The 20,956-nt window shown below is 34.8% G+C and carries 37 protein-coding genes; 35 read left to right on the forward strand and 2 right to left on the reverse strand.

The window, feature by feature from the left end:
* Window positions 1-266: 266 nt before the first annotated feature.
* Entirely contained in the window at window positions 267-1,037 is a 771-nt protein-coding gene (fabI, locus tag HMPREF2897_RS03860; protein ID WP_024051256.1) for an enoyl-ACP reductase FabI, read from the reverse strand.
* A gap of 321 nt (window positions 1,038-1,358) precedes the next feature.
* Window positions 1,359-1,757, reverse strand: a complete 399-nt coding sequence (locus HMPREF2897_RS03865; protein WP_002447327.1) for a hypothetical protein — start codon at window positions 1,755-1,757, stop codon at window positions 1,359-1,361.
* A gap of 355 nt (window positions 1,758-2,112) precedes the next feature.
* Between HMPREF2897_RS03865 and rpsJ the strand changes: the two genes are divergently transcribed.
* The 35 genes from rpsJ (at window position 2,113) to rpsI (ending at window position 20,740) form a co-directional block, all read left to right on the forward strand.
* On the forward strand, window positions 2,113-2,421 hold the full coding sequence (rpsJ, locus tag HMPREF2897_RS03870) for a 30S ribosomal protein S10 (RefSeq protein ID WP_001118667.1): 309 nt from the start codon (window positions 2,113-2,115) through the stop codon (window positions 2,419-2,421).
* A gap of 27 nt (window positions 2,422-2,448) precedes the next feature.
* Window positions 2,449-3,111, forward strand: coding sequence for a 50S ribosomal protein L3 (rplC, locus tag HMPREF2897_RS03875; RefSeq protein ID WP_002447328.1), 663 nt, complete (start codon window positions 2,449-2,451; stop codon window positions 3,109-3,111).
* Between the two features lie 28 nt (window positions 3,112-3,139).
* A complete protein-coding gene (rplD, locus tag HMPREF2897_RS03880) occupies window positions 3,140-3,763 on the forward strand; it encodes a 50S ribosomal protein L4 (RefSeq protein WP_001829775.1) in 624 nt (207 codons plus the stop codon).
* Window positions 3,763-4,038 carry a 50S ribosomal protein L23 gene (rplW, locus tag HMPREF2897_RS03885; protein WP_032604482.1) on the forward strand — a complete coding sequence of 92 codons (276 nt, stop codon included), beginning with the start codon at window positions 3,763-3,765 and terminating at the stop codon, window positions 4,036-4,038. Before rplD ends, rplW begins: the two co-directional genes overlap by 1 nt.
* Before the next feature lie 28 nt (window positions 4,039-4,066).
* Window positions 4,067-4,900: a 50S ribosomal protein L2 gene (rplB, locus tag HMPREF2897_RS03890; protein WP_002447329.1), complete on the forward strand. Its 834-nt coding sequence runs from the start codon at window positions 4,067-4,069 to the stop codon at window positions 4,898-4,900.
* 66 nt (window positions 4,901-4,966) lie between these two features.
* Window positions 4,967-5,245 carry a 30S ribosomal protein S19 gene (rpsS, locus tag HMPREF2897_RS03895; RefSeq protein ID WP_001829710.1) on the forward strand — a complete coding sequence of 93 codons (279 nt, stop codon included), beginning with the start codon at window positions 4,967-4,969 and terminating at the stop codon, window positions 5,243-5,245.
* A 27-nt stretch (window positions 5,246-5,272) separates the two neighbouring features.
* Window positions 5,273-5,626 carry a 50S ribosomal protein L22 gene (rplV, locus tag HMPREF2897_RS03900; RefSeq protein WP_001829734.1) on the forward strand — a complete coding sequence of 118 codons (354 nt, stop codon included), beginning with the start codon at window positions 5,273-5,275 and terminating at the stop codon, window positions 5,624-5,626.
* 23 nt (window positions 5,627-5,649) lie between these two features.
* Entirely contained in the window at window positions 5,650-6,303 is a 654-nt protein-coding gene (gene rpsC, locus HMPREF2897_RS03905) for a 30S ribosomal protein S3 (protein ID WP_001829791.1), read from the forward strand.
* A 2-nt stretch (window positions 6,304-6,305) separates the two neighbouring features.
* Window positions 6,306-6,740 carry a 50S ribosomal protein L16 gene (gene rplP / locus HMPREF2897_RS03910; protein WP_001829782.1) on the forward strand — a complete coding sequence of 145 codons (435 nt, stop codon included), beginning with the start codon at window positions 6,306-6,308 and terminating at the stop codon, window positions 6,738-6,740.
* Window positions 6,730-6,939, forward strand: coding sequence for a 50S ribosomal protein L29 (gene rpmC / locus HMPREF2897_RS03915; protein WP_000644737.1), 210 nt, complete (start codon window positions 6,730-6,732; stop codon window positions 6,937-6,939). Before rplP ends, rpmC begins: the two co-directional genes overlap by 11 nt.
* Window positions 6,940-6,963: 24 nt before the next feature.
* Entirely contained in the window at window positions 6,964-7,227 is a 264-nt protein-coding gene (gene rpsQ / locus HMPREF2897_RS03920) for a 30S ribosomal protein S17 (protein ID WP_002432741.1), read from the forward strand.
* Between the two features lie 30 nt (window positions 7,228-7,257).
* The gene (gene rplN / locus HMPREF2897_RS03925) at window positions 7,258-7,626 is read left to right on the forward strand and encodes a 50S ribosomal protein L14 (RefSeq protein ID WP_001829742.1); all 369 of its coding nucleotides are present in this window, start codon (window positions 7,258-7,260) and stop codon (window positions 7,624-7,626) included.
* A 41-nt stretch (window positions 7,627-7,667) separates the two neighbouring features.
* A complete protein-coding gene (gene rplX, locus HMPREF2897_RS03930) occupies window positions 7,668-7,985 on the forward strand; it encodes a 50S ribosomal protein L24 (protein ID WP_002447331.1) in 318 nt (105 codons plus the stop codon).
* 25 nt (window positions 7,986-8,010) lie between these two features.
* Window positions 8,011-8,550, forward strand: a complete 540-nt coding sequence (gene rplE / locus HMPREF2897_RS03935; protein WP_001829778.1) for a 50S ribosomal protein L5 — start codon at window positions 8,011-8,013, stop codon at window positions 8,548-8,550.
* A gap of 22 nt (window positions 8,551-8,572) precedes the next feature.
* Complete coding sequence (locus HMPREF2897_RS03940) at window positions 8,573-8,758, forward strand: type Z 30S ribosomal protein S14 (protein ID WP_001829713.1); 186 nt, start codon at window positions 8,573-8,575, stop codon at window positions 8,756-8,758.
* 30 nt (window positions 8,759-8,788) lie between these two features.
* On the forward strand, window positions 8,789-9,187 hold the full coding sequence (gene rpsH / locus HMPREF2897_RS03945; protein WP_001829768.1) for a 30S ribosomal protein S8: 399 nt from the start codon (window positions 8,789-8,791) through the stop codon (window positions 9,185-9,187).
* Between the two features lie 24 nt (window positions 9,188-9,211).
* A complete protein-coding gene (gene rplF / locus HMPREF2897_RS03950) occupies window positions 9,212-9,748 on the forward strand; it encodes a 50S ribosomal protein L6 (protein WP_001829740.1) in 537 nt (178 codons plus the stop codon).
* Between the two features lie 31 nt (window positions 9,749-9,779).
* A complete protein-coding gene (rplR, locus tag HMPREF2897_RS03955) occupies window positions 9,780-10,142 on the forward strand; it encodes a 50S ribosomal protein L18 (RefSeq protein WP_002457942.1) in 363 nt (120 codons plus the stop codon).
* Between the two features lie 20 nt (window positions 10,143-10,162).
* Window positions 10,163-10,663, forward strand: coding sequence for a 30S ribosomal protein S5 (gene rpsE / locus HMPREF2897_RS03960; protein ID WP_001829701.1), 501 nt, complete (start codon window positions 10,163-10,165; stop codon window positions 10,661-10,663).
* A 16-nt stretch (window positions 10,664-10,679) separates the two neighbouring features.
* Complete coding sequence (gene rpmD, locus HMPREF2897_RS03965) at window positions 10,680-10,859, forward strand: 50S ribosomal protein L30 (protein WP_002432330.1); 180 nt, start codon at window positions 10,680-10,682, stop codon at window positions 10,857-10,859.
* A 16-nt stretch (window positions 10,860-10,875) separates the two neighbouring features.
* Window positions 10,876-11,316: a 50S ribosomal protein L15 gene (gene rplO, locus HMPREF2897_RS03970; protein WP_001829796.1), complete on the forward strand. Its 441-nt coding sequence runs from the start codon at window positions 10,876-10,878 to the stop codon at window positions 11,314-11,316.
* Window positions 11,316-12,608 carry a preprotein translocase subunit SecY gene (gene secY, locus HMPREF2897_RS03975; RefSeq protein ID WP_002447333.1) on the forward strand — a complete coding sequence of 431 codons (1,293 nt, stop codon included), beginning with the start codon at window positions 11,316-11,318 and terminating at the stop codon, window positions 12,606-12,608. The genes rplO and secY overlap by 1 nt, the downstream gene beginning before the upstream one ends.
* Before the next feature lie 17 nt (window positions 12,609-12,625).
* On the forward strand, window positions 12,626-13,273 hold the full coding sequence (locus HMPREF2897_RS03980) for an adenylate kinase (protein WP_002447334.1): 648 nt from the start codon (window positions 12,626-12,628) through the stop codon (window positions 13,271-13,273).
* A 188-nt stretch (window positions 13,274-13,461) separates the two neighbouring features.
* Window positions 13,462-13,680: a translation initiation factor IF-1 gene (gene infA, locus HMPREF2897_RS03985; protein WP_001829792.1), complete on the forward strand. Its 219-nt coding sequence runs from the start codon at window positions 13,462-13,464 to the stop codon at window positions 13,678-13,680.
* A gap of 31 nt (window positions 13,681-13,711) precedes the next feature.
* On the forward strand, window positions 13,712-13,825 hold the full coding sequence (gene rpmJ / locus HMPREF2897_RS03990; RefSeq protein ID WP_001829709.1) for a 50S ribosomal protein L36: 114 nt from the start codon (window positions 13,712-13,714) through the stop codon (window positions 13,823-13,825).
* 22 nt (window positions 13,826-13,847) lie between these two features.
* On the forward strand, window positions 13,848-14,213 hold the full coding sequence (gene rpsM, locus HMPREF2897_RS03995) for a 30S ribosomal protein S13 (protein WP_001829703.1): 366 nt from the start codon (window positions 13,848-13,850) through the stop codon (window positions 14,211-14,213).
* A gap of 22 nt (window positions 14,214-14,235) precedes the next feature.
* The gene (rpsK, locus tag HMPREF2897_RS04000; RefSeq protein WP_001829725.1) at window positions 14,236-14,625 is read left to right on the forward strand and encodes a 30S ribosomal protein S11; all 390 of its coding nucleotides are present in this window, start codon (window positions 14,236-14,238) and stop codon (window positions 14,623-14,625) included.
* Between the two features lie 76 nt (window positions 14,626-14,701).
* A complete protein-coding gene (locus HMPREF2897_RS04005) occupies window positions 14,702-15,646 on the forward strand; it encodes a DNA-directed RNA polymerase subunit alpha (protein WP_001829787.1) in 945 nt (314 codons plus the stop codon).
* A gap of 16 nt (window positions 15,647-15,662) precedes the next feature.
* The gene (gene rplQ, locus HMPREF2897_RS04010; protein WP_001829718.1) at window positions 15,663-16,031 is read left to right on the forward strand and encodes a 50S ribosomal protein L17; all 369 of its coding nucleotides are present in this window, start codon (window positions 15,663-15,665) and stop codon (window positions 16,029-16,031) included.
* Window positions 16,032-16,361: 330 nt separating this feature from the next.
* A complete protein-coding gene (locus HMPREF2897_RS04015; protein ID WP_002457941.1) occupies window positions 16,362-17,171 on the forward strand; it encodes an energy-coupling factor transporter ATPase in 810 nt (269 codons plus the stop codon).
* Window positions 17,168-18,028 carry an energy-coupling factor transporter ATPase gene (locus tag HMPREF2897_RS04020; RefSeq protein WP_002457940.1) on the forward strand — a complete coding sequence of 287 codons (861 nt, stop codon included), beginning with the start codon at window positions 17,168-17,170 and terminating at the stop codon, window positions 18,026-18,028. Before HMPREF2897_RS04015 ends, HMPREF2897_RS04020 begins: the two co-directional genes overlap by 4 nt.
* Window positions 18,018-18,824, forward strand: coding sequence for an energy-coupling factor transporter transmembrane component T family protein (locus HMPREF2897_RS04025; protein ID WP_032604481.1), 807 nt, complete (start codon window positions 18,018-18,020; stop codon window positions 18,822-18,824). Before HMPREF2897_RS04020 ends, HMPREF2897_RS04025 begins: the two co-directional genes overlap by 11 nt.
* 3 nt (window positions 18,825-18,827) lie before the next feature.
* A complete protein-coding gene (truA, locus tag HMPREF2897_RS04030) occupies window positions 18,828-19,631 on the forward strand; it encodes a tRNA pseudouridine(38-40) synthase TruA (protein WP_002457939.1) in 804 nt (267 codons plus the stop codon).
* Window positions 19,632-19,890: 259 nt separating this feature from the next.
* The gene (gene rplM / locus HMPREF2897_RS04035) at window positions 19,891-20,328 is read left to right on the forward strand and encodes a 50S ribosomal protein L13 (RefSeq protein WP_001829751.1); all 438 of its coding nucleotides are present in this window, start codon (window positions 19,891-19,893) and stop codon (window positions 20,326-20,328) included.
* A gap of 19 nt (window positions 20,329-20,347) precedes the next feature.
* Window positions 20,348-20,740, forward strand: coding sequence for a 30S ribosomal protein S9 (gene rpsI / locus HMPREF2897_RS04040; RefSeq protein ID WP_001829714.1), 393 nt, complete (start codon window positions 20,348-20,350; stop codon window positions 20,738-20,740).
* The last annotated feature ends 216 nt before the right edge of the window (window positions 20,741-20,956 follow it).

Here is a 20,956-nt window from a genome sequence, read left to right on the forward strand (position 1 = left end):
GTTTAGTGATGTTTATTAAATTATACGAAAGTGCTTTATTTTTTTAAAGTATTACAATGTAAAATTACATATAAATACAAAGTATTTTGGCGAGACTCTTGAGGGAACAGGACAAGCTGAAGACTACAGGCTGAAGCTGTCCCCTAAGAAAGCGAGCCAACAATACGGAGTATTGTAAATAAAGAAGCCAGTAAATGAATTTGTTAAAACTCATTTACTGGCTATTTCTCTAGGGTTTATGTCCCAGACTCAATTGATTTAATTTATTATTTTATTGCGTGGAAACCACTATCTACATGGATATTCTCACCAGTTACGCCACTTGAGAAATCACTCAATAAGTAAGCAGCTGTTTTACCTACTTCTTCTTGATCCACATTTCGTCTTAATGGTGCACGTTCTTCAATTTCTTTAAGGATTGTGTTGAAACCACCAACACCTTTAGCACTTAACGTACGATTTGGACCAGCAGAAATAGCATTTACTCGAATGTTGTCCGGGCCTAAATCATAAGCTAAATATTTAACATTAGCTTCTAAACTTGCTTTAGCTACACCCATCACATTATAGTTTTGAACGGCAAATTCACCACCAAGGTATGTTGTTGCAACAATACTACCACCGTTTGGCATTATTTTCTTCGCTTCGTGCGCAACAATTGTTAATGAATATGAACTGATATCTTGCGCAAGTAAGAAACCTTCACGTGATGTTTCAGAGAAACGTCCACGTAAGTCTTCAATATTTGCAAATGCGATAGAGTGATATACGCCATCAATATTGCCTACTTCTTCGCCAATTTTAGCAAAACCATTTACTACATCTTCATCTTTTTGAACATCGATTTGATATAATTTTGGCTCTTCTTGGTTTAATTGTTCTAATAATTTTTCTAATTCTTTGCGGCTACGGTCTTTACGATAAGTGAAAACAAGTTTAGCCCCTAATTGATCTAATACCTTTGCAACGCCAAATCCGATACTACGTTTATTAGCAATACCCATAATTACGAAGGTTTTATTTTCAAGATTAATCATTCGAAATAACTCCTTAATCATCGTTTTTTATATCTTAATCTCACTGTACAAACAATGTAGACTAATCTAACGTTATTATTTTACCATTTTTGCTTCATAATTATAAAGCAATATTATTACCTGGTCATATAGGAAATAGGCTGGGACAAAATAAAATGTCTCAGCCTATTTTATCATTTTGTCAGAAGCTGACTGATTTGAAAATGCGCTTGAATCAAGCTTTTTTCAAACCTAGTCATCCTTGCCGGGGTAATACAACGAAATAAATTTTGAGAAAATATTATTTCTGTCCCACTCCCTTTTTGTATATTAGTATGAATTTTAATCATTATCTTCTTTAATCCGTTCTTTATATTGAGTATAAACGACCCTCGCATTTTTATTAGGGATATAAGTGGGTGCAACCAAGACAATAAATACAAAGAAAATCATTAAGAAGAATAAAATCCAATGAATTACCATACCTATCACTGGTAAGAACGCTATGAAAGACCCTATTAAGCCTAAGAATGGAATGACAAACATAGGTTTAATTGAGTTCTGTGAATCCACTAGTAAAATAATGATGAGTACAAGATATAGAAGAGCGTTAAACAACAATGGTTGCCATCCAAAACTTAGAATTACACTGCCTCCTAGAAATGGAATACCATAGAAAAATTCACAAACAATAAGAAAGACTCCTATGATTGCCAAAGACATTTTCACTCCATTTTTCATATTATCACTCCCATTCAACTACTATTATATATAATAATTGAGAATAATAATATTGATTTGATTTAGAATGATTAGTGAAAGAAAATAAAAAGTAAAAAAAATTCTCTAAAATGGTTGAACAACATCATCATTTAAAGTACAATTATCAAGTATGTGTTAGACAGTTATATATAAGATTACTGAAAAACCTTGAATTATCAATGTTTTTCATGTATTATATCTAATGTTGGACTTTATGAAAAGCGATGAAGCGAAAGGTTACTGACACACCCGGCCGCTTTGCCATGGCGTTGTGTGAGATAGTTTTCGTGGAGAAGTCTATCACTTAAATGTAGACGAATAAGGAGGGAAAATTATGGCAAAACAAAAAATCAGAATCAGATTAAAAGCTTATGATCATCGTGTGATTGATCAATCAGCAGAAAAAATTGTTGAAACTGCAAAACGTTCTGGTGCAGATGTTTCTGGACCGATTCCGTTACCAACAGAAAAATCAGTTTATACAATTATTCGTGCTGTGCATAAGTACAAAGATTCTCGTGAACAATTCGAACAACGTACTCATAAACGTTTAATCGACATTGTTAACCCAACACCTAAAACGGTAGATGCTCTAATGGGCTTAAACTTACCATCAGGTGTAGACATCGAAATTAAATTATAATAGAACAATATAGGAGGTGGACTTTCGATGACCAAAGGAATCTTAGGAAGAAAAATTGGGATGACACAAGTTTTCGGTGAAAATGGTGAATTAATCCCTGTAACAGTTGTAGAAGCTAGTCAAAACGTTGTATTACAAAAGAAAACTGAAGAAGTTGATGGTTATAATGCTATCCAAGTAGGTTTTGAAGATAAACAAGCATATAAGAAAGGTTCTAAATCTAATAAATATGCTAATAAACCAGCTGAAGGTCATGCTAAAAAAGCTGACACAGCACCTAAGCGCTTCATTCGTGAATTCCGTAACGTTAACGTTGACGAATACGAAGTAGGTCAAGAAGTCTCAGTTGATACATTCGAAACTGGTGACATCATTGATGTTACAGGCGTTTCAAAAGGTAAAGGTTTCCAAGGTGCTATTAAACGTCATGGACAAGGTCGTGGACCAATGGCTCACGGTTCTCATTTCCATAGAGCACCAGGTTCAGTAGGTATGGCGTCAGACGCTTCAAAAGTGTTTAAAGGACAAAAAATGCCAGGACGCATGGGTGGAAACACTGTTACTGTTCAAAACTTAGAAGTCGTTCAAATTGACACTGAAAATAGTGTGATTTTAGTAAAAGGTAATGTACCTGGACCTAAAAAAGGTTTAGTAGAGATCACAACTTCAATTAAAAAAGGTAATAAATAATTAAGAAGCGAAAGGAGGAAATTGCATAATGGCTAATTATGATGTTTTAAAAGTAGACGGATCAAAATCAGGTTCAGTTGAATTAAACGATGCAGTATTTGCTATCGAACCTAATAATAGCGTTCTATTTGAAGCTATCAACTTACAACGTGCGTCATTACGCCAAGGTACTCACGCTGTTAAGAATCGTTCAGCAGTACGTGGTGGTGGACGTAAACCATGGAGACAAAAAGGTACAGGTCGTGCACGTCAAGGTACAATCCGTGCGCCACAATGGCGTGGTGGTGGTGTAGTATTCGGACCAACACCAAGAAGCTATGCATATAAAATGCCAAAGAAAATGCGTCGTTTAGCATTACGTTCTGCATTATCTTTTAAAGTTCAAGAAAACAGCTTTACAATTGTAGATACTTTTGGTTTTGAAGCACCAAAAACAAAAGAATTCAAAAATGTATTAACTACACTTGAACAACCTAAGAAAGTATTAGTTGTAACAGAAAACGAAGATGTAAATGTTGAATTATCAGCACGTAACATCCCTGGTGTTCAAGTTACAACTGCTCAAGGATTAAATGTACTTGATCTAACAAGCGCTGACAGTGTAATCATTACAGAAGCAGCTGCGAAAAAAGTTGAGGAGGTGCTCGCATAATGGAAGCAAGAGATGTTCTTAAGCGCCCCGTAATCACTGAAAAATCTTCTGAAGCTATGGCAGAAGATAAATACACTTTCGATGTTGATATTCGTGCAAATAAAACACAAGTTAAAATTGCTGTTGAAGAAATCTTCGACGTTAAAGTTGACAGTGTAAATATTATCAACTATAAACCTAAGAAAAAACGTATGGGCCGTTACCAAGGCTATACAAACAAAAGAAGAAAAGCGATTGTTAAACTAAAAGAGGGTTCAATCGATTTATTTAACTAAAAAATTACCAATAAGGAGGTAAGCGACAATGGCTCTTAAAAAATATAAGCCAATTACGAATGGTCGTCGTAATATGACTACTTTAGATTTCGCTGAAATCACAAAAACAACACCTGAAAAGTCATTATTACAACCGCTACCGAAAAGAGCGGGACGCAATAACCAAGGTAAATTGACTGTTCGCCATCATGGTGGTGGGCACAAACGTCAATACCGTGTTATCGATTTTAAACGTAACAAAGATGGAATCACTGCTAAAGTTGATTCAATTCAATATGATCCAAACCGTTCAGCAAACATTGCATTATTAGTTTATGCTGATGGTGAAAAACGATATATCATCGCACCGAAAGGATTACAAGTAGGTCAAACTGTCGAAAGTGGTGCTGAGGCAGATATCAAAGTTGGTAATGCCTTACCATTACAAAATATTCCAGTTGGGACAGTAATTCATAACATCGAGCTAAAACCTGGTAAAGGTGGACAACTTGCTCGTTCTGCTGGTGCTAGCTCTCAAGTATTAGGTAAAGAAGGTAAATATGTATTAATCAGATTAAGATCTGGTGAAGTACGTATGATTTTATCTACATGTCGTGCAACAATTGGTCAAGTGGGTAATTTACAACATGAATTAGTAAATGTTGGTAAAGCAGGACGTTCTAGATGGAAAGGCGTTCGCCCAACTGTACGTGGTTCTGTAATGAACCCTAATGATCACCCACACGGTGGTGGTGAAGGTCGTGCTCCAATCGGTAGACCATCTCCAATGTCACCATGGGGTAAACCTACGCTTGGTAAGAAAACTCGTCGTGGTAAAAAATCTTCTGACAAACTTATCGTTCGTGGACGTAAGAAAAAATAATATTAAAAACTTATTTGGGTGTGCGGCGTAAAGCTGCACGCACACAATAAGAAGGGAGGCGCCCAAATGGCTCGTAGTATTAAAAAAGGACCTTTCGTCGATGATCACTTAATGAAAAAAGTAGAAGCTCAAGACGGAAGTGAAAAGAAACAAGTGATTAAAACATGGTCTCGTCGTTCTACAATTTTCCCAAATTTCATTGGTCATACTTTTGCAGTATACGATGGACGTAAACATGTACCTGTATATGTCACTGAAGATATGGTAGGTCACAAATTAGGTGAATTTGCTCCTACACGTACTTTTAAAGGACATGCAGCAGACGACAAGAAAACAAGAAGATAATTTTAATAAGTAGAGGAGGAAATCCTGATGGAAGCAAAAGCGGTTGCTAGAACAATAAGAATCGCACCTCGTAAAGTAAGACTTGTTCTTGATTTAATCAGAGGTAAAAATGCTGGAGAAGCTATTGCTATTTTAAAATTAACTAATAAAGCTTCATCACCAGTAATTGAAAAAGTATTAATGTCCGCTTTAGCAAATGCTGAGCACAACTATGATATGAATACAGATGAATTAGTTGTAAAAGAAGCATATGCTAATGAAGGACCAACTTTAAAACGTTTCCGCCCACGTGCACAAGGACGTGCAAGTGCAATTAATAAACGTACAAGCCACATTACAATCGTCGTAAGTGACGGTAAAGAAGAAGCTAAAGAAGCTTAATAACTTTCTAAGGAGGGAATACTGTGGGTCAAAAAATTAATCCAATCGGACTTCGTGTCGGTGTTATCCGTGATTGGGAAGCAAAATGGTATGCTGAAAAAGACTTTGCTTCACTTTTACATGAAGACTTAAAAATCCGTAAATTTATTGATAATGAATTAAAAGAAGCGTCAGTTTCTCACGTAGATATTGAACGTGCAGCAAATCGCATCAATATTGCAATCCATACTGGTAAGCCAGGAATGGTTATTGGTAAAGGCGGTTCAGAAATTGAAAAACTTCGTAACAAATTAAATACCTTAACTGATAAAAAAGTACACATTAACGTAATTGAAATTAAGAAAATTGATATTGATGCACGTTTAGTTGCAGAAAATATTGCACGTCAATTAGAAAATCGTGCTTCATTCCGTCGTGTACAAAAGCAAGCTATTACAAGAGCTATGAAAAATGGTGCCAAAGGTATCAAAACTCAAGTATCAGGTCGTTTAGGCGGAGCTGACATCGCTCGTGCTGAACAATACTCAGAAGGAACTGTTCCACTTCATACATTACGTGCTGACATTGATTATGCACACGCTGAAGCCGATACAACATATGGTAAATTAGGCGTTAAAGTATGGATATACCGTGGAGAAGTTCTTCCTACTAAGAACACTAGTGAAGGAGGAAAATAATAATGTTACTACCAAAACGTGTAAAATATCGTCGTCAGCATCGTCCAAAAACAACTGGTCGTTCTAAAGGCGGTAACTACGTAACATTTGGTGAGTATGGATTACAAGCTACAACTACGTCTTGGATCACATCTCGTCAAATCGAATCAGCTCGTATTGCAATGACACGTTACATGAAACGTGGCGGGAAAGTTTGGATTAAAATCTTCCCTCATACACCATATACTAAAAAACCTTTAGAAGTACGTATGGGTGCTGGTAAAGGTGCGGTTGAAGGCTGGATAGCAGTTGTTAAACCTGGTAGAATTTTATTCGAAGTAGCTGGTGTACCTGAAGAAGTTGCTCGTGAAGCATTACGTTTAGCAAGTCACAAACTTCCAGTAAAATCTAAGTTTGTAAAACGTGAAGAATTGGGTGGTGAAACAAATGAAAGCTAAGGAAATTAGAGACTTAACCACTTCAGAAATCGAAGAACAAATCAAATCTTCAAAAGAAGAGCTTTTTAACCTACGCTTTCAGTTAGCTACAGGTCAATTAGAGGAAACGGCACGTATTCGCACAGTAAGAAAAACGATTGCACGTCTAAAAACTGTTGCTCGTGAAAGAGAAATTGAACAAAGCAAGGCTAATCAATAATAATTGAAAGAGGAGGTTACAAAAGTGAGCGAAAGAAACGATCGTAAAGTTTATGTAGGTAGAGTTGTTTCAGATAAAATGGACAAAACAATCACTGTTTTAGTGGAAACTTACAAAACACACAAATTATACGGCAAACGAGTAAAATACTCTAAAAAATATAAAACTCATGATGAAAACAATTCAGCTAAATTAGGAGACATTGTTAAAATTCAAGAAACTCGTCCTTTATCAGCAACAAAACGTTTTCGTTTAGTAGAAATTGTTGAAGAGTCAGTAATTATTTAATCAAGATTAGAGATAAGGGAGGTTTAACGAATGATCCAACAAGAAACACGTTTAAAAGTAGCAGACAACTCTGGTGCTCGTGAAGTTCTTACAATTAAAGTATTAGGTGGATCTGGTCGCAAAACAGCGAACATTGGTGATATCATTGTATGTACTGTTAAAAATGCAACACCAGGTGGCGTTGTCAAAAAAGGTGACGTTGTAAAAGCTGTTGTAGTTCGTACAAAATCAGGTGTTCGTCGTGAAGACGGTTCATATATTAAATTTGACGAAAATGCATGTGTTATCATCCGTGATGACAAAGGCCCACGTGGTACTCGTATCTTTGGTCCTGTTGCTCGTGAATTACGTGAAGGAAACTTCATGAAAATTGTATCACTAGCTCCAGAAGTACTATAATACCAATCAAATAAATTAACATAATTTAAGGAGGTGCCTACATGCATATCAAAAAAGGTGACAACGTAAAAGTTATCGCAGGTAAAGACAAAGGTAAAGAAGGTAAAGTAGTAGCTACTGAACCTAAAAAAGACCGTGTCGTTGTGGAAGGTGTTAACGTTATAAAAAAACACCAAAAACCAACTCAATTAAACCCTGAAGGTGGAATTCTAGAAACAGAGGCAGCAATCCATGTTTCTAACGTACAATTATTAGATCCTAAAACAAATGAACCTACACGTGTAGGATATAAAACAGTTGATGGTAAAAAAGTTCGTATCGCTAAAAAATCAGGCGAAGAAATTAAAGCTAATAATTAATAACTAGTTGAAAGGAGGATCCACTTTGAACCGTTTAAAAGAAAAATTTAATACAGAAGTTACTGAAAACTTAGTGAAAAAATTCAATTATAGTTCAGTAATGGAAGTACCAAAAATTGAAAAAATAGTTGTAAATATGGGTGTAGGTGACGCAGTTCAAAATTCTAAAGTATTAGACAATGCTGTTGAAGAGTTAGAATTGATCACTGGTCAAAAACCATTAGTAACAAAAGCTAAAAAATCAGTTGCAACATTCCGTTTACGTGAAGGTATGCCAATCGGTGCGAAAGTCACTCTTCGCGGAGAAAGAATGTATGAATTCTTAGACAAACTCATTGCAGTTTCATTACCACGTGTACGTGACTTCCAAGGTGTTTCTAAAACAGCTTTTGATGGTCGTGGAAATTACACACTTGGTGTTAAAGAACAATTAATTTTCCCAGAAATTGACTACGATAAAGTAACAAAAGTTAGAGGAATGGATATTGTTATCGTAACAACTGCTAACACTGACGAGGAAGCTCGTGAATTGTTAACAAACTTCGGTATGCCATTTCGTAAATAATCTCTAAAAGGAGGCTAATAAAGTGGCTAAAACTTCAATGGTTGCTAAGCAACAAAAAAAACAAAAATTCGCTGTACGTGAATATACTCGTTGTGAACGCTGTGGTCGTCCACATTCTGTGTATCGTAAATTTAAACTATGCCGTATTTGTTTCCGTGAATTAGCTTACAAAGGTCAGATTCCTGGCGTACGTAAAGCTAGCTGGTAATAATAAGAGTCTGAAAGGAGGCAACAATCAATGACAATGACAGATCCAATCGCAGATATGCTTACTCGTGTAAGAAACGCTAATATGGTTCGCCACGAGAAATTAGAATTACCTGCGTCTAATATTAAAAAAGAAATTGCTGAAATCTTAAAGAGTGAAGGTTTCATTAAAAATGTTGAATATGTAGAAGACGATAAACAAGGTGTTATTCGTTTGTTCTTGAAATATGGTCAAAACAATGAACGTGTTATCACAGGTTTAAAACGTATTTCTAAACCAGGTTTACGTGTTTACGCTAAAGCAAATGAAGTGCCAAAAGTATTAAATGGCTTAGGTATTGCATTAGTTTCAACTTCTGAAGGTGTAATCACTGATAAAGAAGCAAGAAAACGTAATGTTGGTGGAGAAATTATCGCATACGTTTGGTAATAAATAATAAGGAGGTGCCATAACATGAGTCGTGTTGGTAAGAAAATTATTGACATTCCTAGTGACGTAACAGTAACTTTTGACGGAAGTCATGTGACTGTAAAAGGTCCAAAAGGTGAATTAGAAAGAACTTTAAATGAAAGAATGACATTTAAACAAGAAGAAAACACTGTTGAAGTTGTAAGACCATCTGATTCTAAAGAAGATAGAACAGATCATGGTACAACTCGTGCTTTATTAAATAATATGGTACTAGGTGTTTCTCAAGGTTACGAAAAAACACTTGAGCTTGTTGGTGTAGGTTACCGTGCACAAATGCAAGGTAAAGATTTAGTACTTAATGTTGGATACTCTCACCCAGTTGAAATTAAAGCAGAAGAAGGCATTACTTTCGCTGTTGAGAAAAATACAACTGTTAAAGTATCTGGTGTTTCTAAAGAACAAGTTGGTGCGATTGCTTCTAACATTCGTTCTGTAAGACCTCCAGAACCTTATAAAGGTAAAGGTATTCGCTACCAAGGTGAATATGTTCGCCGTAAAGAAGGTAAAACTGGTAAATAATAGATAACACTCTAAAGAAAGGAGTATTGAAATGATCAGTAAAATTGATAAAAACAAAGTACGTTTGAAAAGACATGCTCGTGTTCGTACTAAATTATCAGGTACAGCTGAAAAGCCACGTTTAAATGTGTATCGTTCAAACAAACACATCTATGCACAAATTATTGATGACGTTAAAGGCGTAACACTTGCTCAAGCATCATCACAAGATAAAGATATTGCAAATACATCAGCTTCAAAAGTTGACTTAGCAACTACTGTAGGTCAACAAATTGCTAAAAAAGCTAACGATAAAGGTATTAAAGAAATCGTGTTCGATCGCGGAGGATATTTATACCACGGACGTGTTAAAGCTTTAGCTGATGCTGCAAGAGAAAATGGATTAGAATTTTAATTTAAAGGAGGGACACATTCATGGCTCGTAGAGAAGAAGAAACTAAAGAATTTGAAGAACGCGTTGTTACGATTAACCGTGTTGCTAAAGTTGTAAAAGGTGGTCGTCGTTTCCGTTTCACTGCATTAGTGGTTGTTGGAGATAAAAATGGTCGTGTAGGTTTCGGTACTGGTAAAGCGCAAGAGGTACCAGAAGCTATCAAAAAAGCTGTTGAAGCAGCTAAAAAAGATTTAGTAGTTGTTCCACGTGTAGAAGGTACGACTCCTCATACTATCACTGGTCAATATGGCTCAGGTAGCGTATTTATGAAACCAGCAGCACCTGGTACAGGAGTTATAGCTGGTGGACCAGTTCGTGCTGTATTAGAGTTAGCAGGAATTACTGATATCTTAAGTAAATCTTTAGGATCAAATACTCCTATTAATATGGTTCGTGCGACTATCAACGGTTTACAAAACTTAAAAAATGCAGAAGATGTTGCTAAATTACGTGGCAAATCTGTAGAAGAATTATACAATTAAGGAGGGAAAATAAGTTATGGCTAAATTACAAATTACCCTCACTCGTAGTGTTATTGGTCGTCCTGAAACACAACGTAAAACTGTTGAAGCTTTAGGTCTTAAAAAGACTAATAGTTCAGTAGTTGTTGAAGATAACCCTGCAATTCGTGGGCAAATCAACAAAGTTAAGCATTTATTAACAATTGAAGAAAAATAATTAAGGAGGTGCCGAAATGAAATTACATGAGTTAAAAGCAGCTGAAGGATCACGTCGTGTACGTAACCGTGTAGGTCGTGGTGCTGCAACTGGTAACGGTAAAACAAGTGGCCGTGGTCAAAAAGGTCAAAAAGCACGTTCAGGTGGTAAAGTAAGACCAGGATTTGAAGGTGGACAATTACCTTTATTCCGTCGTTTACCTAAACGTGGTTTCACTAACATTAACCGTAAAGAATATGCTATTGTTAACTTAGACCAACTCAATAAATTTGAAGATGGTACTGAAGTTACTCCAGCTTTATTAGTAGAATCTGGTGTTGTTAAGAATGAAAAATCTGGTATCAAAGTACTAGGTAACGGTTCACTAGACAAGAAATTAACAGTGAAAGCTCATAAATTCTCAGCTTCAGCAGCAGAAGCTATTGATGCAAAAGGTGGAGCACACGAGGTGATCTAATGTTTCAAACGTTTGTACGTTTCTTTACAACTAAAGAAGTACGAAACAAGATTTTCTTCACTCTAGCAATGTTAGTTATTTTTAAAATAGGAACGTATATTCCTGCTCCAGGAGTTAATCCTGAAGCCTTTAATCATCCACAGGGATCTCAAGGTGCCACTGAGTTATTAAATACTTTTGGTGGCGGTGCCTTGAAACGTTTCTCAATATTTGCGATGGGAATCATGCCTTATATCACTGCGTCCATCGTCATGCAATTACTGCAAATGGATATTGTTCCTAAATTTACAGAGTGGGCAAAACAAGGTGAAATGGGTAGAAGAAAAATTAATAACGTAACTCGTTATTTTGCTATAATTTTAGCTTTTATCCAATCTATAGGTATGGCTTTCCAATTTAATAACTATCTTAAAGGACAACTTATTATAGAACAGTCCGTTATGAGTTATTTATTAATTGCAGTTGTATTAACAGCGGGAACAGCTTTCTTAATTTGGCTTGGTGACCAAATCACACAGTTTGGTGTTGGTAACGGTATTTCTCTTATCATCTTTGCAGGTATATTATCAACTTTACCTTCAAGTCTAGAACAATTTGCACAATCAGTGTTTGTTGGGCAAGACGATACTTCACTCGCTTGGCTGAAAATACTAGGATTGATAGTAGCGTTGATTCTACTAACAGTAGGCGCAATATTTGTTCTTGAAGCTAAACGTAAAATACCTATTCAATATGCAAAGAAACAATCTGCTCAACGATTAGGTTCACAAGCAACTTATCTACCTTTGAAAGTTAACTCTGCCGGTGTTATTCCAGTAATCTTTGCGATGGCATTTTTCTTGTTACCAAGAACATTGACTTTATTCTTCCCGAAAGCAGAATGGGCACAGAATATTGCTGATACTGCCAACCCGTCAAGCAATATTGGAATGATTATTTATGTGGTTTTAATTATTGCATTTGCATATTTTTATGCTTTTGTACAAGTTAATCCAGAGAAAATGGCAGATAACCTTAAAAAACAAGGTAGTTATGTCCCAGGAATTAGACCTGGTGAACAAACAAAAAAATATATTACTAGAGTACTTTATAGATTGACTTTTGTTGGTTCAATTTTCTTAGCGGCTATAGCTATTTTACCTATAATTGCGACTAAATTTATGGGCTTACCACAATCAATTCAAATTGGTGGTACGAGTCTTTTGATCGTAATTGGTGTAGCTATTGAAACTATGAAAACTTTAGAAGCACAAGTCACTCAAAAAGAATATAAAGGCTTTGGTGGTAGATAATTTGTAGGAGGGCATTTATGAATATCATTTTAATGGGCTTACCTGGTGCAGGTAAAGGGACTCAGGCGAGTGAAATTGTTAAGAAATTCCCAATACCACATATTTCTACTGGTGACATGTTCAGAAAAGCGATTAAAGATGAAACAGATTTAGGAAAAGAAGCTAAATCATATATGGATCGTGGAGAATTAGTTCCTGATGAAGTTACTGTAGGTATCGTTAAAGAAAGAATTTCTGAAGACGATGCAAAAAAAGGATTCTTGTTAGATGGATTCCCAAGAACTATAGATCAAGCTGAGTCATTAAGTCAAATTATGTCTGAGCTTGATAGAGAAATTGATGCTGTCATTAATATCGAAGTTCCTGAGGAAGAATTAATGAATCGTCTTACAGGTCGTCGTATCTGTGAGAAATGTGGTACAACATATCATCTTGTATTTAATCCTCCAAAGGTTGATGGTATATGTGATATCGATGGTGGAAAGTTATATCAACGCGAAGATGACAACCCAGAAACAGTATCTAATCGTTTGAGCGTTAATGTTAAACAATCTAAGCCTATTTTAGAATATTACAACAACAAAGGTGTCTTGAAAAACATTGATGGTTCAAAAGATATTGACGAAGTAACCAAAGATGTCATTGATATTTTAGATCATTTATAATAGATCAACACTATACGATCTATGTTTCAGTGAGTATTAGAGTTAAATTTAATAGAATGAGTGACAAATAACGATATTTAATTCCCGTATTTTTGTTGAACTTATATTAAACCATCACGAATAGATTCGTATCGTTAAGTTGTCTATTGACGATTACCTTACTATTGCAAAAAGGGGGAAGTTAATCAATGGCTAAACAAGATGTAATTGAATTAGAAGGTACAGTACTAGATACTTTACCAAACGCAATGTTTAAAGTAGAATTAGAAAATGGTCATGAGATTTTAGCTCACGTAAGTGGTAAAATCAGAATGAATTACATTCGTATTCTACCTGGCGACAAAGTAACTGTTGAGATGTCTCCGTATGATTTATCGCGCGGTAGAATTACTTATCGTTATAAATAATCGTCACTCCATAATATAGGGAGGTATAAAAATGAAAGTAAGACCATCAGTAAAACCAATATGCGAAAAATGCAAAGTCATTAAACGTAAAGGTAAAGTAATGGTAATTTGTGATAATCCAAAACACAAACAAAGACAAGGTTAATAAAAGAGAGGTGTAAATTAATATGGCACGTATTGCAGGAGTGGATATTCCACGTGAAAAACGCATTGTTATCTCATTAACATACGTATATGGTATTGGTACTTCAACTGCTAATAAAATTGTAGAAGAAGCTAACGTATCAGCAGATACTCGCGTTAAAGATTTAACTGACGATGAATTAGGTCGTATCCGTGAAGTTGTAGATGGTTACAAAGTAGAAGGTGACTTACGCCGTGAACAAAACTTAAACATTAAACGTTTAATGGAAATTTCATCATACCGTGGAATTCGTCATCGTCGTGGCTTACCAGTTCGTGGACAAAAAACTAAAAACAATGCTCGTACACGTAAAGGTCCAGTTAAAACAGTAGCTAATAAGAAAAAATAATAGGTAAAGGAGGCAAAATTTAATGGCACGTAAACAAGTATCTCGTAAACGTAGAGTGAAAAAGAATATTGAAAATGGTGTAGCTCACATCCGTTCAACATTCAATAATACTATCGTAACTATCACTGATGAATTCGGTAATGCATTATCTTGGTCATCAGCTGGTGCATTAGGATTCAAAGGATCAAAAAAATCAACTCCATTTGCAGCTCAAATGGCTTCAGAAACTGCTTCTAAAACAGCTATGGAACATGGCTTGAAAACAGTAGAAGTAACAGTAAAAGGACCTGGTCCAGGCCGTGAATCTGCTATCCGTGCACTACAATCTGCAGGTTTAGAAGTAACTGCAATCAGAGACGTTACTCCAGTACCACACAACGGTTGTCGTCCACCAAAACGTCGTCGCGTATAATTTTTAAATGTATTGTTACAAGTCACTGAGCAAACAGTTTAAATCTAGTCGACGTATTTAAGGAGGATATTTGTAAATGATAGAAATTGAAAAACCTAGAATTGAGACAATTGAAGTTAGTGAAGATGCTAAATTCGGTAAATTCGTTGTTGAACCACTTGAACGTGGCTATGGTACTACACTAGGAAACTCCTTACGTCGTATCCTACTATCTTCATTACCAGGTGCAGCCGTTAAGTACATCGAGATTGAAGGAGTTTTACACGAATTTTCAGCAGTAGATAATGTAGTAGAAGATGTTTCAACAATCATTATGAACATTAAAAAACTTGCATTAAAAATTTACTCTGAAGAAGATAAAACTTTAGAAATTGATGTAAAAGATGAAGGCGAAGTAACTGCAAGTGACATTACTCACGACAGTGATGTTGAGATTTTAAATCCAGAACTTAAAATCGCAACAGTGTCTAAAGGTGGACATCTTAAAGTGCGTCTTGTTGCTAATAAGGGTAGAGGTTACGCATTAGCTGAACAAAATAATACTAGTGATTTACCAATTGGTGTAATTCCTGTTGATTCACTATATTCACCTGTTGAACGTGTAAACTATACAGTTGAAAATACACGTGTAGGTCAAAGTAGTGATTTTGATAAATTAACTTTAGATGTTTGGACAAATGGTTCAATCACACCACAAGAGTCAGTATCATTAGCAGCTAAAATAATGACTGAACACTTGAATATCTTTGTAAGTCTAACTGATGAGGCTCAAAACGCTGAAATCATGATTGAAAAAGAAGAAGATCAAAAAGAAAAAGTACTTGAAATGTCTATTGAAGAATTAGACTTATCCGTACGTTCTTATAACTGCTTAAAACGCGCAGGAATCAATTCTGTACAAGAGTTAGCTGATAAATCTGAAGCTGACATGATGAAAGTGCGTAATTTAGGTCGTAAATCTCTAGAAGAAGTAAAATATAAATTAGAAGATTTAGGATTAGGATTAAGAAAAGAAGATTGATAAAGGAGGTTAACTCATGGGTTACAGAAAATTAGGTCGTACTTCTGATCAACGTAAAGCAATGTTACGTGACTTAGCAACTTCATTAATCGTTAGTGAACGCATCGAGACAACTGAAGCTCGTGCTAAAGAAGTTCGTAGTGTAGTAGAGAAATTGATCACACTTGGTAAAAAAGGTGATTTAGCATCTCGTCGTAATGCTGCTAAAACTTTACGTAATGTTGAAATTTTAAATGAAGATGACTCTACACAAACTGCTCTTCAAAAATTATTTGGTGAAATCGCTGAACGTTATAGTGAACGTCAAGGTGGTTACACTCGTATTCTTAAAGTAGGCCCTCGTCGTGGTGACGGTGCTGAATCAGTAATTATTGAATTAGTTTAATCTAGTTTTAAGACACAAGTTATAACTTAGTTGTCTAACCTTAATAAATACACATTTACTACTTATATATAAAGCAAATGAGTGCAACGATAATGTTTGCCACATACAAATATTGTCTAGCTCAGAGTACCCCATCCAACTAAATAATTATTTAAGCGTGAACTCAACATTTGATGGGGTGCGCGCTTTTTTATTTAAGCTATAGTTAATAACACTATAGCTTTTTTTATAATTCATATTACAAATGATTAAATTATACATATCTGATATACAGTCAATTTGAATTATTGTAGAATGTTTAGTGATATAAAAATATTAGGAGTGATTGATGTGAATGAGTCAAATCCTATCATTGAATTTAAAGATGTATCATTTCAATATCAAAGTGACGCTGCTTTCACATTAAATCGCGTTTCATTTTCAATACAAGCTGGACAATGGACTTCAATTGTAGGTCACAATGGCTCAGGAAAATCTACTATTGCTAAACTAATGGTAGGTATAGAAGAACCAAGTGAAGGACAAATTCTATTCCAAAATCTACCAGTAGACTCTCAGAATAAGCGAGAAGTGAGGAAACATATCGGAATTGTTTTTCAAAATCCTGATAATCAATTTGTAGGTTCTATAGTTAAATTTGATGTTGCTTTTGGTCTTGAAAACCAACTTGTTCCTCATAAAGTAATGGTATCTAAAGTTAATCAAGTATTAACCGAAGTCGATATGATAAATAAAGCAGACGATGAACCCCATTCACTTTCAGGAGGACAGAAACAACGTGTTGCCATTGCTGGGGCACTTGCACTTAATCCTGATGTGCTGATTTTAGATGAAGCGACAACGATGCTAGATCCTCACGGAAAGTCATCTTTACTTAACCTTGTAAATGAAGTTAAAGTGAATAATAATGTTACAATTATTTCAATCACTCATGATTTAGATGAAGCAATGCATGCTGATCAAATCATTGTATTGAATAAAGGAACTGTTTTTAAACAAGGAACACCTCAAGATATTTTTAAGTGCGAAGAGGCACTAATATCAGTTGGATTGGACTTACCATTTCCTTTGAAAATGAATCGACTTTTAGGTTTTGATTCAACTTATGTAACTTATGAAGGGTTGATTAAAAAATTATGAGTATACAATTTAATCAAGTGAGTTATATTTATCAACAAGGCACACCTTATGAATTTGAAGCTATTAAAGACATTTCACTAACTCTTGAACAGGGCAAGTATTATGCAATTATTGGTCAAACTGGAAGTGGGAAATCCACCCTGATTCAACATTTGAATGCTTTATTAAAGCCCACTACAGGTTCAGTCAACATTAATGGTTTAGAAGTTACAAGTAAAACTAAAGACAAGCACTTACGTCACATAAGAAAAGATGTAGGTGTAGTATTTCAATTTCCAGAATCCCAATTATTTGAAGATAGTGTTGAAAAAGAGATTGAGTTTGGACCTAAAAATTTTAATATGAACCTAAAAAATGTTAAAGATAAAGCTTTTCAACTTCTTCTTGAATTAGGTTTTTCAAGAAATGTGATGTCATCCTCTCCATTTCAAATGTCGGGAGGACAAATGAGAAAAATAGCCATTGTCTCCATTTTGGCTATGGATCCACAAGTAATTATTTTAGATGAACCGACTGCTGGGTTAGACCCGAATAGTAAACACCAAGTCATGTCTTTAATAAAGAAAATACAAATAGAAGAAAATAAAACGATTATTCTTGTCTCACATGATATGGATGATGTAGCACGTTATTCAGATGAAGTTGTAGTAATGAATAAAGGGACGATAGTAGAAAAATCAAATCCTAGAAATTTATTTAATCAGAAGTCACGTTTATTAAAATGGCATATTGATTTACCTAAAGTGGTGAAATTACAGAAAGATATCGAAAAAAAGTATAATATCTTATTTCCACAACTTGCTTTGAATGAAGAAGAGTTTGTGAAGTTGTATAAGGAGTGGCATCATGAAAAATAAATTAATCATTGGACGATATCTTCCCCTACAATCAATTGTTCATCAGCTTGATCCAAGGGTTAAGTTAATATTTGTCTTCTTTTTTATTATTTTAATTTTCTTTTGTCATTCATTAGGTACATATGCATGGTTGTTTCTTTTTTTAATCCTATTTATCAAGTTAGCACGCATTCCTTTTTGGTTTTTAATTAAAGGATTAACACCTATCTTTTTCTTCTTGATTTTCACCTTTTCTATGCATGTATTATTTACTAATGGAGGTATCATATTATTTCAATGGAAATTTATCACTATTGAATCAAATGGTGTTATGGAAGGGATTTATATATCATTAAGATTAATTTTTATAGTTATGATTGCAACAATCATGACACTCTCGACTAGTCCGATTGATTTAACAGATGCTTTTGAAAAATTATTTGCACCTCTAAAAGTGATTAAAGTACCAGTACATCAGTTGAGTATGATGATGTCAATTGCTCTAAGGTTTATACCAACGTTAATGGACGAATTAGAAAAAATTATACTTGCTCAAAAATCTAGAGGATCAGAAATAAGTTCAGGAGGTTTAATAACACGAATTAGAGCTTTTATACCTATCATGATTCCATTATTTATTTCTGCCTTTCAAAGAGCAGAAGAACTAGCTATAGCAATGGAAGTCAGAGGATATGATATTAACATCAAACGAACAAGCTATAGGTTATTGCATTGGCAATATAAAGACACAATAACAGTCTTACTTTTAATACCTATCGCTATTATATTATTTATTTTAAAATTTTCAGGAGTGTAAATATTGCGTATATTAGTTGAAATCGCTTATCAAGGTAACCAATTTTTAGGTTTTCAAATTCAGCAACAAGGACGAACTGTTCAACAACAATTTGAAAAGATTCTTAAACGAATGCATAAACATCATGTACGAATTCATCCTTCAAGCCGAACAGATAGGGGTGTGCATGCGTATCAGCAATTCTTTCATTTTGATACCGAATTGAATATTGATAACAAACAATGGCAATATGCGATGAATCGAGCTTTACCAGATGATATTTACGTTAAAAATGTACGAAATGTCGACGAGTATTTTCATTGTCGTTATGACTGCGTAGGCAAACGCTATCGTTACAAAGTTTATCAAGGTAATCATCGAAATCCTTTTAAGAGTGGTACTGAAACATTTGTTTATGAAACATTAGACTATGATAAAATGAACAAAGCTGCTCAAGAATTTATAGGTACACATGATTTTACCGGTTTTTGTTCACAGAAAACAGAAGTTGAAAGCAAAGTAAGAACACTCTATCAGAGTGAAATTGTTGCTACTAAAGAGGGATTTGATTACGTCGTAACAGGTTCTGGATTTCTTTATAATATGGTCCGTGTATTGGTAGCTTTCTTAATTGAAGTAGGAAAAGGAAAGCGTGAACCTAATGACGTCCCTAAGCTCTTAGAGGACAGAAATAGAAATAATGTGCCTCTTACAGCTCCACCTGACGGATTATATTTAGAAAAGATTTATTTAAGCCCAGAAGAATTGATACAAGAATATGGGAAAGATATAAAAATACACTACAAAAAATCGTTGGAAAAACACTAATTGTCATTGACAAAAGTACTGTGAAATTATATGATTATTAACGGTATTGTTTTATATCACCCCACGATAAGCCCCGGAAACTTATTGTGTTACAAGATATATAAGCAAAGCAGAACAACAGTTAATGAAATAAATGAAATCTTACGCTTTTAAATCGTAACAATAATGATAGTTGTTAGTGCAATAAACATAGGTTCGAATGTGATTTATTCGCACTGCAATAATGAACGAAGCATTTATTTTTAGGAGGACAATTATTATGCGTCAAACATTTATGGCAAATGAATCAAACATTGAGCGCAAATGGTATGTTATTGATGCTGAAGGCCAAACATTAGGTCGTTTATCTTCAGAAGTAGCTGCTATATTACGCGGTAAAAATAAAGTAACTTATACACCACACGTTGATACTGGTGATTATGTAATTATCATTAATGCATCTAAAATTGAATTTACTGGTAACAAAGAACAAGACAAAATGTACCACCGTCATTCAAATCACCCAGGTGGTTTAAAATCAATCTCTGCTGGTGAATTAAAAAGAACAAATCCTGAACGTTTATTAGAAACTTCAATTAAAGGTATGTTACCAAGTACACGCTTAGGTGAAAAACAAGGTAAAAAATTATTTGTATATGGTGGCGCTGAACATCCACACGCTGCACAACAACCAGAAAACTACGAGTTACGTGGTTAATTAGAAGGAGGAAATTACATTGGCACAAGTTGAATACAAAGGCACAGGCCGTCGTAAAAACTCAGTAGCACGTGTACGTTTAGTACCTGGCGAAGGTAACATTACTGTTAACGAACGTGATGTACGTGACTACTTACCATTCGAATCATTAATTTTAGACTTAAATCAACCATTTGATGTTACTGAAACTAAAGGTAACTATGATGTTTTAGTTAACGTACATGGTGGTGGATTTACTGGACAAGCTCAAGCAATCCGACATGGAATTGCACGTGCTTTATTAGAAGCAGATCCTGAATATAGAGGTTCTTTAAAACGCGCTGGATTACTTACTCGTGACCCACGTATGAAAGAACGTAAAAAACCAGGTCTTAAAAAAGCACGTCGTTCTCCACAATTCTCAAAACGTTAATTTTTGGCGAACAACATTTACACTTCCCATTTATTGGGAAGTGTTTTTTTATAATTAAAGACTGGGACATTTAATTGTCCCAGTCTTTATTGTTGCGTAGGATTTAGATTATTCAATTAAAAAGCACTTTATTTAAGCTTTTTCAATACTATGCTATGCCCTAAAATTAAGGAAGTGTCATCAAGAAATTCTACCTACTTGACGTGTTTGATTTTG

This window comes from Staphylococcus sp. HMSC065D05 (assembly GCF_001813195.1).
In the GTDB taxonomy this organism is placed as follows: domain Bacteria; phylum Bacillota; class Bacilli; order Staphylococcales; family Staphylococcaceae; genus Staphylococcus; species Staphylococcus epidermidis.